Source organism: Myxococcus sp. AS-1-15, from assembly GCF_020037055.1.
Lineage (GTDB): Bacteria > Myxococcota > Myxococcia > Myxococcales > Myxococcaceae > Myxococcus > Myxococcus fulvus.
The window spans coordinates 32,143-46,342 of the sequence record NZ_JAIQDF010000015.1; the positions used below are offsets into that span (position 1 = coordinate 32,143).

At 70.1% G+C, this 14,200-nt stretch carries 15 protein-coding genes; 7 read left to right on the plus strand and 8 right to left on the minus strand.

Translation table 11 applies throughout. From position 1 onward, the window contains the following. Positions 1–52: 52 nt before the first annotated feature. A complete protein-coding gene (gene nusA, locus K8625_RS32625; protein WP_141330376.1) occupies positions 53–1,753 on the minus strand; it encodes a transcription termination factor NusA in 1,701 nt (566 codons plus the stop codon). Between the two features lie 60 nt (positions 1,754–1,813). Next, positions 1,814–2,299 carry a ribosome maturation factor RimP gene (gene rimP / locus K8625_RS32630; protein WP_046712241.1) on the minus strand — a complete coding sequence of 162 codons (486 nt, stop codon included), beginning with the start codon at positions 2,297–2,299 and terminating at the stop codon, positions 1,814–1,816. Positions 2,300–2,508: 209 nt separating this feature from the next. Here rimP and K8625_RS32635 point away from each other — a divergent pair, with 209 nt between their 5' ends. The 6 genes from K8625_RS32635 to K8625_RS32660 all read left to right on the plus strand — a co-directional run bounded on the left by K8625_RS32635 (position 2,509) and on the right by K8625_RS32660 (position 8,845). Further along, the gene (locus K8625_RS32635; RefSeq protein ID WP_223784920.1) at positions 2,509–3,312 is read left to right on the plus strand and encodes a carbon-nitrogen hydrolase family protein; all 804 of its coding nucleotides are present in this window, start codon (positions 2,509–2,511) and stop codon (positions 3,310–3,312) included. A 36-nt stretch (positions 3,313–3,348) separates the two neighbouring features. Continuing rightward, the gene (locus tag K8625_RS32640; RefSeq protein ID WP_194869416.1) at positions 3,349–3,798 is read left to right on the plus strand and encodes a FecR family protein; all 450 of its coding nucleotides are present in this window, start codon (positions 3,349–3,351) and stop codon (positions 3,796–3,798) included. Then, on the plus strand, positions 3,795–4,688 hold the full coding sequence (locus tag K8625_RS32645) for a peptidoglycan-binding protein LysM (RefSeq protein ID WP_141330382.1): 894 nt from the start codon (positions 3,795–3,797) through the stop codon (positions 4,686–4,688). The genes K8625_RS32640 and K8625_RS32645 overlap by 4 nt, the downstream gene beginning before the upstream one ends. Positions 4,689–4,707: 19 nt before the next feature. Beyond that, positions 4,708–6,417, plus strand: coding sequence for an HD domain-containing phosphohydrolase (locus K8625_RS32650; protein WP_223784921.1), 1,710 nt, complete (start codon positions 4,708–4,710; stop codon positions 6,415–6,417). A gap of 72 nt (positions 6,418–6,489) precedes the next feature. Beyond that, complete coding sequence (locus K8625_RS32655) at positions 6,490–6,828, plus strand: DUF971 domain-containing protein (RefSeq protein WP_141330386.1); 339 nt, start codon at positions 6,490–6,492, stop codon at positions 6,826–6,828. A gap of 28 nt (positions 6,829–6,856) precedes the next feature. Next, on the plus strand, positions 6,857–8,845 hold the full coding sequence (locus tag K8625_RS32660; protein ID WP_223784922.1) for a serine/threonine-protein kinase: 1,989 nt from the start codon (positions 6,857–6,859) through the stop codon (positions 8,843–8,845). Positions 8,846–9,114: 269 nt separating this feature from the next. Here K8625_RS32660 and K8625_RS32665 read toward each other — a convergent pair whose 3' ends face one another. From K8625_RS32665 to K8625_RS32685, 5 genes are all read right to left on the minus strand, one after another. Beyond that, positions 9,115–9,642: a ClpXP protease specificity-enhancing factor SspB gene (locus tag K8625_RS32665; protein ID WP_223784923.1), complete on the minus strand. Its 528-nt coding sequence runs from the start codon at positions 9,640–9,642 to the stop codon at positions 9,115–9,117. Between the two features lie 35 nt (positions 9,643–9,677). Then, positions 9,678–10,166, minus strand: coding sequence for an SsrA-binding protein SmpB (smpB, locus tag K8625_RS32670; RefSeq protein WP_141330392.1), 489 nt, complete (start codon positions 10,164–10,166; stop codon positions 9,678–9,680). A gap of 16 nt (positions 10,167–10,182) precedes the next feature. After that, the gene (gene panC / locus K8625_RS32675; protein WP_223784924.1) at positions 10,183–11,037 is read right to left on the minus strand and encodes a pantoate--beta-alanine ligase; all 855 of its coding nucleotides are present in this window, start codon (positions 11,035–11,037) and stop codon (positions 10,183–10,185) included. 3 nt (positions 11,038–11,040) lie between these two features. After that, positions 11,041–11,961, minus strand: coding sequence for a 3-methyl-2-oxobutanoate hydroxymethyltransferase (gene panB / locus K8625_RS32680; protein WP_223784925.1), 921 nt, complete (start codon positions 11,959–11,961; stop codon positions 11,041–11,043). 166 nt (positions 11,962–12,127) lie between these two features. Then, positions 12,128–12,772 carry a deoxynucleoside kinase gene (locus K8625_RS32685; protein WP_046712230.1) on the minus strand — a complete coding sequence of 215 codons (645 nt, stop codon included), beginning with the start codon at positions 12,770–12,772 and terminating at the stop codon, positions 12,128–12,130. A 239-nt stretch (positions 12,773–13,011) separates the two neighbouring features. Here K8625_RS32685 and K8625_RS32690 point away from each other — a divergent pair, with 239 nt between their 5' ends. Continuing rightward, the gene (locus K8625_RS32690) at positions 13,012–13,290 is read left to right on the plus strand and encodes a hypothetical protein (protein WP_074957972.1); all 279 of its coding nucleotides are present in this window, start codon (positions 13,012–13,014) and stop codon (positions 13,288–13,290) included. 22 nt (positions 13,291–13,312) lie between these two features. Here the strand turns inward: K8625_RS32690 and rsmA are convergent, their stop codons facing one another. After that, complete coding sequence (gene rsmA, locus K8625_RS32695) at positions 13,313–14,191, minus strand: 16S rRNA (adenine(1518)-N(6)/adenine(1519)-N(6))-dimethyltransferase RsmA (protein ID WP_223748789.1); 879 nt, start codon at positions 14,189–14,191, stop codon at positions 13,313–13,315. Positions 14,192–14,200: the final 9 nt, after the last annotated feature.

Here is a 14,200-nt window from a genome sequence, read left to right on the forward strand (position 1 = left end):
GCTGGCTCCGAGCGGCCAGTCGGGCGCCCCACGTCCCCTCTCCTCTTCTAGCTTACGGCGACTTGGTGGCTTCCGCGCCACCGTCCAGGGTCGCCGCCGAAATACCGCGCTCGGCGTTCAGCTCCGCGCGCAGCTTGGCCTCCTCCACAAGGTAGTTCTCCGCCGCGCTCTTGAGCTGGCGGGCCTTCTTGATGCCCACACCCGGGACGTCGCCCAGCTTCGCGAGGTCCTTCTCGTTGGCGATGTCCTCCACCGTGCGGTAGCCGGACGACTGCAGCTGCTCGATGGTCTTCTCGCCAACGCCGCGCACGCGCGCCATCCGCTCGGACTGGTTCAGCTCGTCGGGGTGGCGGCGCGCCTCGGCGATGCGGGCCTGCTCCCTTTCATAATCCATGCGGGACAGCTCCGCCTGGTCTTCGACCATCCGCTTCCGGGCGGCCTCCTGCATGGAGGGGATGCGGGCGGGGTCCACGCCGGGGATCTGCGCCAGCACCTCGGCGTTGGCCTCGGCCACGTCGCGGGCCTGGCGGAAGCCGTGCGCGTAGAGCGTCTCCACCAGCATCTCGTTGACGCCCGGCAGCGCGCCCAGCGAGCGGTTGGCGAACTCGCGCATCTCCCGCACGCGGCTCTCGCTGTTGATGTCCAGCTTCCAGCCCGTCAGCTGGGCCGCCAGGCGCACGTTCTGGCCGCGCCGGCCGATGGCCAGGCTGAGCTGGTCGTCCGGGACGATGAGCTCCATGGCGTGGTTGGCCTCGTCGATGATGACGCGGCTGACCTCCGCGGGGGCCAGGGCCGAGCACACGAAGCGCGCCGGGTCCTCGTCGTACGGAACGATGTCGATCTTCTCCCCGCGCAGCTCCTGCACCACCGCCTGCACGCGGCTGCCCTTCATGCCCACGCACGCGCCCACCGGGTCCACGTCCGAGTCCCGGCTGGAGACGGCGATCTTCGCGCGGCCACCCGGCTCGCGCGCGGCGGCCTCGATGACGACGATGCCCTCGGCGATCTCGGGCACCTCCATCTCGAACAGCTTGGTGAGCAGGTTCACGGACGCGCGCGACAGGACGATCTGCGGGCCCTTGGACTCACGCAGCACGTCCAGCACGTAGGCCTGGACGCGGTCGCCCGGGCGGTACGTCTCACGCGGGACCTGCTCGCGCACCGGCAGGACGGCCTCGGCGCGGCCCAGGTCCACGATGATGTTGCCGCGCTCGAACCGGCGGGCGATGCCGGTGACGATCTCGTTCTTGCGGTCCTTGTACTCGTTGAAGACGTTCTCGCGCTCGGCGTCGCGGGTGCGCTGCAGGATGACCTGCTTGGCCGTCTGCGCCGCGATGCGGCCGAAGCCGCGGCGGAAGGTCTTCAGGCGCAGGATGTCGCCGTACTGGTCGTCCTGGGCCTTGGCCTCGTTGGCGTCCTCGTCCCGGTAGAAGATCTGGAAGACGAGCTCGTCGCCGGGCTCCACCTCCATGCCCTTCTTGTGGGACTCACCGAGGGTGATCTGGTTCACCGCCTGCACGGGGTCGGTGATCTCCTCCACCACGGTGATGGCCTGGAACAGCTCCACCACGCCCTTCTCGGGGTCGTACTTGGCCTCGAGGTTGCGGTCCTGGCCAAAGTGCTTCTTGGCCGCGGTCTTCATCGCATCCTCGAGGGTGGCAATCAGCACAGCCCGGTCGATGCCCTTGTCCTTGGCGACCTGGTCCAGGACGAGGTTGAGGTTGACGCTCGGGTTGGCTTGCTGCGTGGGCATGGTCTTCTCCTGAATGGGCCACGGGCCCCCCGCGCGGCAGGGTGCCCTGTATGTCGACGTCTAGAACTCGAACTCCAGGTTCGCCTTCGCGATGTCCTTGAAGAGGATGTGGAAGGTTCCGGCGCCTTCCACCTCCACCGAGATGCCGTCGCCCGCCACCCCGGCCAGCTTGCCGGCGAAGTTCTTGCGCGGCGGCTCGCCCAACGGTCCGAAGGTCTTCACCTTCACCCGCTGACCGACCACCCGCTCGAAGTGCGCCGGCTTCTTCAGCGGCCGGTCCACACCAGGGCTGGAGACCTCCAGGCTGTACTCGTGGGGAATGAAGTCCTCCACGTCCAGCATGGGGTCCACCGCGCGGGAAACCTGACTGCACTCGTCCAGTCCCACCCGTCCCCCTGGCTTGTCGATGAAGAGCCGCAGCACCCACCCTTCGCGTTCCCGGACGAACTCCAGGTCCACGAGCTCCAGGCCCTCGCCCGCAACGATGGGGTCGAGCACCGCGCTCGCCCGCTCCTCCACCGTCTGCTTGAGGTTCTTCTCCGACATAACCGGGAAACCAGACTCCAAAAACGCGAAAAGCGGGCACGGCGGCCCACTTTTCGAGGTGCACATCGAAAAATGTCGGGCGCGTCCGTAACACACCCCCCAGAGGGGTGTAAAGGAAGGACGCTCCCTCTAGGGCCCCTTGAAACCTGCCCAACAGGGCCAGGAATTCCCAGGGGTTCCGCGCCCGGCACGGGCGTTATAACGGGCCCATGCACCTCATCGCCGCCGCCCAGATGGTGTCCACCGCCGACAAGGCCCACAACCTGGAAGTCGCCACCCGGCTCGTCCGACGGGCCGGTGAGCTGGGCGCCCGGCTGGTGGGCCTGCCAGAGAACTTCGCCTGGATGGGCCCCGAGGCCGAGCGCCCGGGCGCCGCCGAGACGCTCGAGGGCCCCACCCTGTCCCGCATGGCCCAGCTGGCCCGGGAGCTGCGCCTGACGCTCCTGTCCGGCAGCGTCCTGGAGGCAGGGGCTCCCGGCGGTCGCCTCTACAACACCAGCGTCCTGTTCGGCCCGGAGGGTGAGCGGCTGGGCGTCTACCGCAAGATGCACCTGTTCGACGTGGAGGTGGGTGACGGTGCGACCTACCAGGAGTCCGCGGCGGTGGCGCCGGGGACGGAGGTGGTGGCGGCGGACACACCGGTGGGCCGGCTGGGGATGTCCATCTGCTACGACCTACGGTTCCCGGAACTCTACCGGCGGCTGTCGAAGGACGGGGCCACGCTGCTGGCCGTCCCGGCGGCGTTCACGATGATGACCGGGAAGGACCACTGGGAGGTGCTGCTGCGGGCCCGGGCCATCGAGAACCAGGCGTACGTGCTGGCGCCCGCGCAGGGAGGCCGACACTCGGCGCAGCGGCTCACGTATGGCCACGCCATGGTGGTGGACCCGTGGGGGCTGGTGACGGCGCGCGCCTCGGAGGGCGAGGGACTGGCCGTGGCGCCGGTCGACCCGGCGCTCCTGGCGCGAATCCGACGCGACCTGCCCTGCCTGCGACACCGCCGATTGGATTAGCCTGGGATTCTCGTGAATGGTCGACCCTGGCTCCCCATGCTGCTCGTGCTCGCGCTCCCGGCTTCACCGCTCGGCTGCACCGCCGAGGATGCGCCCGCCATGCCCGCGGCGACGCTCGCGCCGGCGCCCGTGCCGCGCGCGCACCTGCGGGGACTGAAGGGCAACGTCCAGCTCAAGCGCGCCACGGCCGACGAGTGGAGCACCGCCAGCGACGGCGTGCCCCTGTTCGAGAACGACAAGGTCCGCACCGAGGCGGGCGCGGGCGCGGACCTGGTCTTCACGGCCAACGGCAGCACGGTGCACCTGGGCGGTGACTCGCTCATCGGCATCGCCGAGACGCGGCCCAGACCGGGGCGCTCGCGCACGGACCTCACGGTGCTGCGCGGCCGCATCGACACGGAGCTGCCGAAGCCCGCCGAGCACTCGATATCCGTCACCACGCCCGGGGCCACCATCCAGGCGGGAAGGGAGATTGTCTTCCAATGAGGACGACCCTGCTCCTGTTCGCGTGGCTGTGCGCCGCGCCTCCCGACACCACCGTGGTGGGGCCGCAGGAGTCGCTGCGCGACGTGGCCGAGCGCGCCCTGGGAGACGCGAGCGCCACCGCGGAGCTGCGCGCGCTCAACGCGCTGTCCTCGGATGCGGTCTCCCCCGGCACGCGGCTGAAGCTGCCCGGTCAGGAGCGGGCGCTGGCGCTCAAGGCGCTGGAGACGGCGCGCACGCTGGTGGCCCGGGCCCGGAGCGCGGGTGGACCGGCGGAGGCGGAGACCCGTCTGAAGGAGGCGGAGGTGCACTTCCGCACCGCGCGTTACGCGCAGGCCTCCGAGGCGGCCAACGCCGCGGGCACGCTGGTGGCGCAGCGGCATGCGCCCCAGCCCTCCACCTTCAGTGTCCAGGTAGAGCCCGACGCGGGCACCACCACCGTCAGCGTCACCCGGGGCCCACCGGTGCGCGTGGAGGCCGAGGGCGTCACCCTCCCCGTCGCCCCCGGCGAGACGGTGCTCGTGGAGAAGGGGCGTCCGCCTTCCCTCCCTCCGCCGAGCGTGCCCCAGCCCGAGAAGCCCGCGGAGGGCGCGCGGCTCGAATACCCGGCGGACACGAAGGGCGTGGGCCTGGGGCCCGTGAAGCTCTCCTGGGCGGCGCAGCCGGGCGTCGAGCGTTATGAGGTCGAGGTGTCGCGGGAGGCGCCGGGCGCCAACGTGCTCACCCTGTCCTCCACCGTGGCCGAGCTGAAGCTGCCGCGGCTGCCGGCGGGACGGTATCGGTGGACGGTGAGAGCCGTGAGCGCCTCGGGCCGGTCGGAGCCCTCCGGGGCGCGGCGGTTCGAACTGGTCGAGAACATCTCCGTCAGGGTCCGTTCGGGGCCGTGGGAGTAGTTGCTGGAGGAGTCGCGCCGTGCGCCTGTTCAAAGCCATGCTCCTCTTGATGCTGGTGGTCAGCATCGTCCCGACCCTCATGGTGGGCTGGCTCTCCGTCTCCCATACGCGCGAGCTGCTGGTGCGCGACGCCCAGGAGCTGGCGCAGGAGCGCGTGAAGCAGTTGCGGCTCAAGGCCGAGAACTTCCTGGGCGAGCCCACCGACGCGGTGCTGGGCCTGGCCCGCGTGCCGAACTTCTTCTCGCTGCCCACCGAGGCGCAGCAGATGCACCTGGGAGCAGTGCTCTCACAGCGCCGCGAGGTGCTGGCCATCACCGTCTTCGGTCCGGACCGCAAGCGGATGCCCGGGCTGCAGGCCTTCTCGCGGCATGACGTGTCCCCCACCGCGCTCGCCTCGCACGAGGAGCGGAGCCGGGCGCTGCTCGAGAGCAGCATCGAGACCCTGCGCTACTCGGACGTCGTGGTGGTCCCGAATGGAGCCGGGCCCCTCGTGACGGTGGCCTTCTCCGTGGGGGAGCCCGTCAAGGGCTTCATCTCCGCGGACCTGTCGCTGTCGGGGCTGCGGCAGATGCTCGAGCAGGAGCGCGTGGGCAGCACCGGCTTCGCGTACCTGACAGACCGCCGCGGGCGCCTCGTCGTGGGCGGAGGCGGCGTGGGCGCGCTGGGCGGAGACGTCTCGCAGCGAAGCCCCGTGGCCCACCTGCTGCAACAGCTGGCCACCACGCCCGACGCGGAGCTGTTCCACGTGGGCAACTTCGGCGAGGGGCGCGACGCGGTGGTGGCCGCGTACACGGTGCTCCCGGAGACGGGCTGGGCCATCATCTCCGAGCAACCCGTGGAGCACGCCTATCACCAGGTGGAGACGATGGAGCGGCGCATCCTCGTGGGGCTGGGCGCGGCCATCCTGGTGGCGCTGGTGCTGGCGGCGCTCTTCTCGCGCACGCTCACCCGGCCGCTCAAGGTCTTCACCGAGGGCGCGCTGGAGCTGGCGCGCGGCAAGTTCGGCGTCGAGGTGAAGATCACCCAGAAGAACGAGGTCGGGGAGCTGGCCCAGACGTTCAACTACATGAGCAAGCAGCTGCTCGCGTACGACCTGGAGAACCGCGGCCTCTACGAGAGCCTGGAGAAGGGCTACCTGGAGACCATCGTCGCGCTGGCCAACTCCATCGACTCGAAGGACGCGTACACGCGCGGTCACAGCCAGCGGGTGGGCGACGTGGCGGTGGAGATTGGCCGGGAGCTCAACCTCACCGAGCGCGAGCTGCGCCAGCTCCAGTACGGCGGCATCCTCCACGACATCGGCAAGATTGGCATCGTCGAGTCCATCCTCTGCAAGCAGACGAAGCTGACGGACCAGGAGATGGCCATCATGCGCGAGCACCCGGCCATCGGCGACGCCATCATCGGCCCGGTGAGCTTCCTGGGCGCGGTGCGCGCGTGCGTGCGCCACCACCACGAGCGCTGGGACGGCACGGGCTACCCGGACCGGCTCAAGGGCGACGACATCCCCCTGCTCGCCCGCATCGTCGGGTGCGCGGACACCTTCGACGCCTGCACGTCGACGCGCCCCTACCAGAAGGCCATGCCGCTGGAGAAGGCGATGGAGATCCTGGACACCCTCACCGGCGCGCAGTTGGACCCGCAGGTGGTGGCCGCGCTGCGACGGGTGCTGGCCAAGAAGGGCGTGCGGCTGGAGGGCCACCGGCAGCCCGTCAAGCTGGCCTCGTGAGTCCCGCGCCTCCCCAGGCCCGAAGGATGGTAGGGAGGGCGCACCGCTGTTGAGCTTCTGAAAGGTGCAACGTTGAGCTTCTGGGACCGCATCAAGCCCTCGACTCCCGCCGCCACCGCGACGGACACCCGCCTGTCTCCGGACGGCTCCCGCCTGGAGCTGACGTGGGATGACGGTGCCCGGAGCGCCGCCACCGCGCAGCTGCTGCGCCAGCAGTGCCCGTGCGCGGCCTGCGTGGACGAGTGGACGAACCAACGCACGCTGGACCAGACGAAGGTGCCCGCGGACCTGCGCGTGAAGCAGCTGCAGCCCGTGGGCAACTACGCGCTGGCGTTCAACTTCAGCGACGGGCACACCACCGGCATCTACCCCTGGAAGCTCCTGCGCGAAGTCACGCAGCCCATCTCCTGAAGGGCCCACGAGCCCGGAGCGCCTCCTCGTGAACGAACGCTATCGGCTCGTCAGTCCCCTGGCCACCGGCGGCATGGCGGAGCTCTTCCTCGGCGTGGCGAAGGGCGCCGAGGGCTTCGAGCGCACCGTCGCCATCAAGCGCATCCTCCCCCACCTGGCCCAGGAGCCCGACATCGCGCGGATGTTCCTGGCCGAGGCCCGACTCGCCACGCTGTTGCAACACCAGAACATCGCCACCGTGTTCGACGTGGCCCAGAGCGCCTCGGGGCTCTTCCTGGTGATGGAGCTGGTGGACGGGTGGGACCTGGGTGTGCTGCTGCGCCAGACCTCGAAGCTGGGGCGCCGCTTCCCGCCGCACCTGGCCGCGCACATCGCGCTCCACGTGCTCGCGGGGCTGCACCACGCCTACCGCAAGCTCCACGAGGGGCGGCCGTTGCTCATGGCCCACCGGGATGTGTCTCCGTCCAACATCCTCGTGTCCCGCGAGGGTGAGGTGAAGGTGACGGACTTCGGCATCGCCCGGCTGAGCGGCGCGTCCCACACCGCGCCCGGCCACTTCAAGGGCAAGGAGGCCTACAGCGCTCCCGAGGTCCTCCAGGGCCAGCCCGCCACCATGTTGAGTGACCAGTTCTCCCTGGGGCTCGTGCTCCATGAGCTGCTCACGGGCGCGCATCCGTTCTCGTCCACCACGGAGTCGGGGGGCTCCGTCGCGCTGGCCATCGTGTCGCGCGACGTGCCGCCGCTGCCTCCCGAGGTTCCCGCGTCCCTCGCGGACATCGTGCGGCGCATGCTCGCCCGCGCGCCCGAGGCCCGCTTCCCCACGCCCGAGACCCTCGGTGAGGTGCTCGCGAGGTGGCTGGCGCAGACGGGGGAACCCGCGAGCGCGCAGGGACTCACCGCGTTCCTCGAGGCCCTGCCACCTCCTCCCACGCTGAGGGAGAAGGCTGGAGGAGCGGGGTCGAGGAGTGGTGCATCACCGTCGCGTCCGAGCGCGAGCCTGCGCCCCGCCACGAACGACCCTTCCGCGCACTCGGCGCCGACGCGCATGGGGCCCCTCGCGGAGGCGCTCGCTCAGGGTGCATCGGCGGGAACCGGGGCACCGCCTGGACAGGAGGATTCGCGGGCGCTGGATGCGATGGACGCTGGGGAGGACGAGGCGTCGGGGCCCGCGGGCATCGAGATGAGTTCGAGCGGGCGGCTCCTGCACCGCTGCGTGCGGTGTGGCTCGCTCCTGTCCGCGGCGCGCGCGCCCTGCTCCGTCTGTGCCGAGCGGCTCGCGCCGCCGACTCCGGGGGCCTTCGACACCTCCGTCGAGTCTCCCTTCGCACCTCAGGGGGCCTTACTCGCCGCGGACGATGAAGCCCCGGCCGTGGATGGCCGCGCGCCACTGACACCCGGCGCCTCGGACACCTCACGTCAGGTGGCTCCCGGAGACACGCCTTCGGGCTCGCTCCGGGGTGCCAGTGCGCTGGCCGCGCCTGCCAGGAATGCTCGCGGTGCCGGACCTGCTTCGAGCGGCGCGGACACCACCACCTCGTCACTCGCGGACAGCATCGACGCCGCGCCTCGTCGCCCTTCGGCGCCGAGCGTGACGCAGGCGCGAGGTGATTCACTGGAGCTCGAGGAGCGAGCCCCTCGTCCCGAGAGCACCTGGGATGAGGTCCCCGCCTCCGCGGCGCCTCGGCGCTGGGGACGTCGCCTGGTCCTGCTCATGGGCGCGGCCGTCGCCGTGGGCGGCAGCGTGTGGCTGTGGCCGCACCGCACCACCGTCGCGAATCGCCTCATGGCAAGCGTCAACCGCCCCATGCCTCCTCCCGTGCTCATGCTCACGAGCGAGCCCTCGGGCGCGACGGTGTTGATTGGCGAGAAGCCGGTGGGGACGACGCCGCTGGCGCTCGACAACCTCTACCCCGAGGGCCCCGTCGCCGTGCAGGTGCGGCTCAAGGGCTATCGTCCGTGGAAGGGCACCTTCCCCGGAGGCGAGCCTGCGCGGCTCGAGGCGACGCTCCAGAAGTGAGCCACATGGGTGGCCGCCCGCCGCAAGGCACGGTCCTCGGACGCAGGAGCGGGCGGCTCGAAGTGACGCTCAGCGGTCAGCCGCACACTGCACGGGTGGCCGCTCGCGGCACGGCACTCGAAGGTGAGTTCTCGCGGCTTGAGGCAACGCCACAGCTGTGAGCCGCACGTGTGGCCCCTCCGCTGTCGAGTCGCGCGCGGAGGAGTCCGTACTTCGAGGGAAGCAGCCGGGTCCGAAGCGGGCCACCTGGAACGTGGCCCCTCCAGTCGTCACTTCACCAGGCGCAGGTGCCCCCGACGCGGCGGCGGAGAGTCATCCTTCGGCCCCTCGGGAGTCACCTCCGGAGGCGGCGGCGCGGCAACCGGAGCCTCCTCGACCACCGGCTCCGCGGGCACCTCACGCAGGAAGGTGCGCGGACGCTCCGAGGCCACCGGCATCGGCTGCGGCTGAGGACGCGCCGCCACCGGCTGCTGGAGCAGCTCCGGGGGCATGTCCTCCATGTACATCCACGACTCCTTCGTCACGTGGCTGGCGATGGCGAACAGCGCCGACCACGGCACCGCCACCTTGAACCGCGACCCCGAGAAGCTCAGCGTGCAGCGCACGCCCCACTCGCCCACCGTGAGGTCCGGCGGGTCGAAGCGATACGAGAGGTTGAGGCGCAGGTGCGCCTCTCCTCGCAATGAAGCGGGAACGAGCACACCGGGCCTGCGCGCGTCCAGGTGGATCATCACCATCCCCTGGTCCAGCGAGGCGAGCAGCCGCTCCTTCTTGTCCAAATCCTTCTTGTCGTCCATCGGTGTACGGCGAAGAGAAATTCGGGCGCGCCACGTCAGCGTCGGCGCACGGCCCGGTCCATCTCTCGCTTCGTCTCCCGCTCCTTGATGTCCTGGCGCCGGTCCTCGTGTGTCTTGCCCCGACACAACCCGAGCTCCACCTTCGCGCGCCCCTTCTTGAAATACAGCATCAGCGGGATGATGGAATACCCACGCTCCCGCACCTTCGTGGTCCACCGGTCGATTTCCGCCCGGTGCATCAGCAGCTTCCGGCCGCGTGTGGGCAGATGGTCGAACACGCTGGCGGACTTGTAGGAACCGATGTGGGCATTGAGCAGGAACAGCTCGCTCCCCTTGGGCAGGGCATACGCGTCCGAGAGATTGGCCACCCCGTCACGCAGCGACTTCACCTCGCTTCCCGTCAGCTCCAGGCCGGCTTCCACCTTCTCGTCCACGGTGTAGTCGAAGCGCGCACGCCGATTCTCGGCGATGAGCCTGACCTGTTCGCCGCCCGCCGGCCCCTTCGACTTTCCACCCGATGCCATACGTGTCGTGGGTCTCCTAACCGCCCAATGCCATGTTGTCGATGAGGCGTGTGTTGCCGCTGAAGGCCGCCACGAGCAGGCGAGCAGCCCGCCCCGGCGTTACCACGTCCAGCGGAGTCAGGCGCTCGGCATCCACCAGCGCGACGTAATCCTCGCGCAGGCCCGCCGCGGCCAATTCGTGCCGCACAGCACCAGTCAGGGCCACGGCATCCCGCGTGCCTCCGTGAAGAAGGGTGAGCGCCGCCCGCAGTCCTCGCGACAGGGACAGCGCCCGCTGCCGCTCCTCGGTGGACAAGTAGGCATTGCGGCTGCTCATCGCCAGCCCGTCGGGCTCGCGGACCGTCGGCATTCCGACGATGTCCACGCCCAGGTGCAAATCCCGGTTGAAGGCCTTGATGACCTGCAGCTGCTGGTAGTCCTTCTCCCCGAACAGCGCGACGGCCGGCCGGAAGAGCGCGAGCAGCTGCGTGACGATGGTGGCCACGCCCCGGAAGTGCCCCGGACGCCGCTCGCCACACAGCCCCTGGCTCACCTCCGTCACCTCGACGTACGTCTGATAGCCCGGGGGGTACATGACCTCGGGCGTGGGCGCGAAGACGACGTCCGCTCCGGCCTCGCCACACTTCGTCAGGTCTCCCTCGAAGTCGCGCGGGTAGCGCGAGAGGTCCTCCTTGGGCCCGAACTGGGTGGGGTTGACGAAGATGGAAACGGCCACCACGTCGGCGCGACGGCGCCCCTCACGGATGAGCGAGAGGTGCCCTTCGTGCAGGTAGCCCATGGTGGGCACCAGCGCGAGCCGGCGCCCCTCACGGGCAAGACCCGCCGCCCACGCCTTCACTTCCTCCACGGTTCGCAGGACGGCGGGCGCCATGCGCTAGACCGGGATTCCGTAGACGGGGCCGATCTTCTCCTCACCCTCGGCCGCCACCGGCACCTCGGCGCGCGGGCCGGGCACGGGGACCGCGGGCGCCACGGCGCGCAGCGTCTTGGTCGCCTTGAACGAGTGGTCGTCGTCCGGGAACGCGCCCTGGCGGACCTCGTCGAAGTAGACCTGGGCGGCGCCGGTGATGGAGCCGTGCAGGTCCGCGTAGCGCTTGACGAACTTGGGCTTGAAGTCCGGGTTCATCCCCAAGAGGTCGTAGCAGACCAGCACCTGCCCGTCGCAGTGACGACCCGCGCCGATGCCGATGACGGGGATGCTCAGCTTCTGCGTAATCGTGCGCGCCAGCTCCATCGGCACGCCCTCCAGCACCAGCGCGTAGGCCCCCGCGGCCTCCAGCGCGAGCGCGTCCTCCACGAGCTGCCGGGCCTGGTCCTCGTCGCGCCCCTGGACGACATAGCCGCCCATCTTGTGCACCGACTGGGGCGTCAGGCCCAGGTGCCCCATGACGGGGATGCTCGCGCGGACGATGGCGCGCACAGTGTCCGCGAACTCCGCGCCGCCCTCCAGCTTCACGCTGCCCGCACCGCCCTCGGAGATGAGCCTGCCCGCGTTGCGGACCGCCTCCTGGACGGACACCTGGTAGCTCATGAAGGGCAGGTCGGCCACGACGTGGGCGCGCTTCGTTCCGCGAGCCACCGCCGCCGAGTGGTAGACCATCTGGTCCATCGTCACGGGCAGCGTGGAGTCATGGCCCTGGATGACCATGCCCAACGAGTCACCGATGAGCAGCACGTCCGCGCCCGACTGGTCGAGGATGTGGGCGAACGTGGCGTCGTACGCGGTGACCATGCAGATCTTCTGGCCGATCTGCTTCAGGCGCTTCAGCGAATGGATGGTGACCTTGTCCTTCACGGTTCACCTCCTGTTGGGTGAGGGTGGATACGGCAAAGTGCCGACCCCGGGCCCCTCGCCGTCCCGTCAGGGATCGCCGGAAGCTTCGAAGCCGACCCCCGCACTCTAACGCCCTCGCCCCGGCCGTGGGGCCTCAACAAGCGGGCGACCCGTCGGGAGGCCGATTTCAGGGACGCCGCGACGCCTTGGGCAGGTAGTGCTGCGTCCCCGGCTTCGCCTTGCGGATGGCTGCCAACAGGTCTTCCCTGTCCGCCTCGTTATTCACGAAATCAATGTCCGAGGTGTCCACCACGAGGAGCGGCGTCTCCGTGTAGTGGAAGAAGAAGTTGTTGTACGCGTGGACCAACCCCTCCAGGTAGCCGGAGTCGAACTTGCGCTCGAACTCGCGGCCGCGCTTCTTGATGCGTTGCAGCAGCACGTCGAGGCGGGCCTGGAGGTAGACGACGACGTCGGGCTTGGTGACGCGGGGCCCGAGCGCCTCGAAGACGCGCTCGTAGAGGGCGAGCTCGTGGGCGTCCAGGTTGAGGTGGGCGAAGATGCGGTCCTTGGCGAACAGGTAGTCGCTGACCGTGACCGAGCGGAACAGGTCCTGCTGGAAGAGCTCCTGCTGCTGCCGGAAGCGCGACAAGAGGAAGAAGATCTGCGTCTGGAAGCCGAACTTCTGCCGGTCCGTGTAGAAGCTGGACAGGAAGGGGTTCTCCTCCACGACCTCGAGCACGCGGCGCGCGCTCAGCCGCTCGGAGAGGATGTTGGAGAGGCTCGTCTTGCCGACGCCAATGGGCCCCTCGACCACGATGTACCGGTAGTCCATCCGCCGAGGCCTCCCGACCCGGAAAACGCGCGATGAGGCCCCGGTGATTCTCCACCTGGGAAAACAGGTCGCGGGGCCACGCGTGGGGGCGCGGATAACACAACCTGGGCACCGGGGTCCGGCGATTTTTCCATGCCCGGGGTGGCGGCGGGAATCCCAGGGCTCGCTTGACGCTGTGGGTGGGCTCCCCCTAGGTTGCCGCGCGATTCCATGGCGTGTGCGCGGGGTGCCCTTCGGTCATGAGTGGGAGGCAGCGGGCGAAGACAGTGGTGCGGCTCGAGGAGGCTCGCCCGAGCGCCACGCCCAAGGCCGAGACTCCACCTCCCATGGAGGCGGATCCGCTCTATGGCGTCGTGCTGCTGAAGACGGCGCTGGAGCTCAAGCGCCGCAAGGATGGCTCCGTGGAGGACATCCTCCGCGACGTGCTGACGCGCATGCGCATCCCCGAGGATGAGTTCCGGGCGTTCCTGGAGCAGCAGGGCGGCCTGGGTCAGCTCCTCGGGCTGCGGGGCCGGTAGGGCCCGCGCCGGGCCCCCTGCCCTACTCGTCCGCGCCGTCGTCCGAGAGGTCCACCGACGGCGGCGAGCGACCGGGAGCCACCGGTCCGAGCGCGCGCTCCAGGGCGGCGAACTCCTCCGGCGAGAGCGTCTCCGCGCGGCGCTGCGGGTCGATTCCCGCCGTCTGGAGCGCGGCGAGGAGCGCGTCGGGCGTGGCCAGCGTCTTGTCCGACTTGAGCGAGTTGAGCAGCGTCTTGCGGCGCTGGGCGAAGGCGGCCTTCACCACGCGGGTGAAGCGGGCCTCGTCGATGATGGGCGCGCGCGGTGACGCGCGGCGCGTGAGCGACAGCACCGCGGAGTCCACCTTCGGTGGCGGATGGAAGCGCCACGCCTCCAGCGTGAGCACGTTCTCCGCGTCGAAGTGCAGGCCGAGCAGCACCGTGAGCAGGCCGTAGTCGCGAGTGCCAGGCTCCGCGGCCAGGCGCTCCACCACCTCCTTCTGGAGCGTGAAGACGGCGCGCGACACATGGGCGCGCTGCTCCAGCACCTGGAAGAGGATGGAGCTGGTGAGGTGGTACGGAAGATTGCCCGCGACGGCCACGTCGGGCGCGCCGGCCACCTCGGCGAAGTTCACGGTGGCGGCGTTGCCCGCCACCACGCGCACGCCGGGAATCGCCTCCTTCTCCAGCACCGTCACCATGTCCCGGTCGCGCTCCACGGCCGTCACCTTCGCGCCCGTGGCGGCGAGGAAGCGCGTGAGGTGGCCCAGGCCCGGGCCCAGCTCGACAACGGGCTCGCCCTCGCGCAGGTGCAGCGCGTCGGCGATGGTGCTGAGCGCGTCCTCGTCTCCGAGGAAGTTCTGGCCCCAGCTGTACTTGGCGCGCAGGCCGTGGCGCTTGAGGATGTCTCGCGGCGATTCCACCCGGGTGTC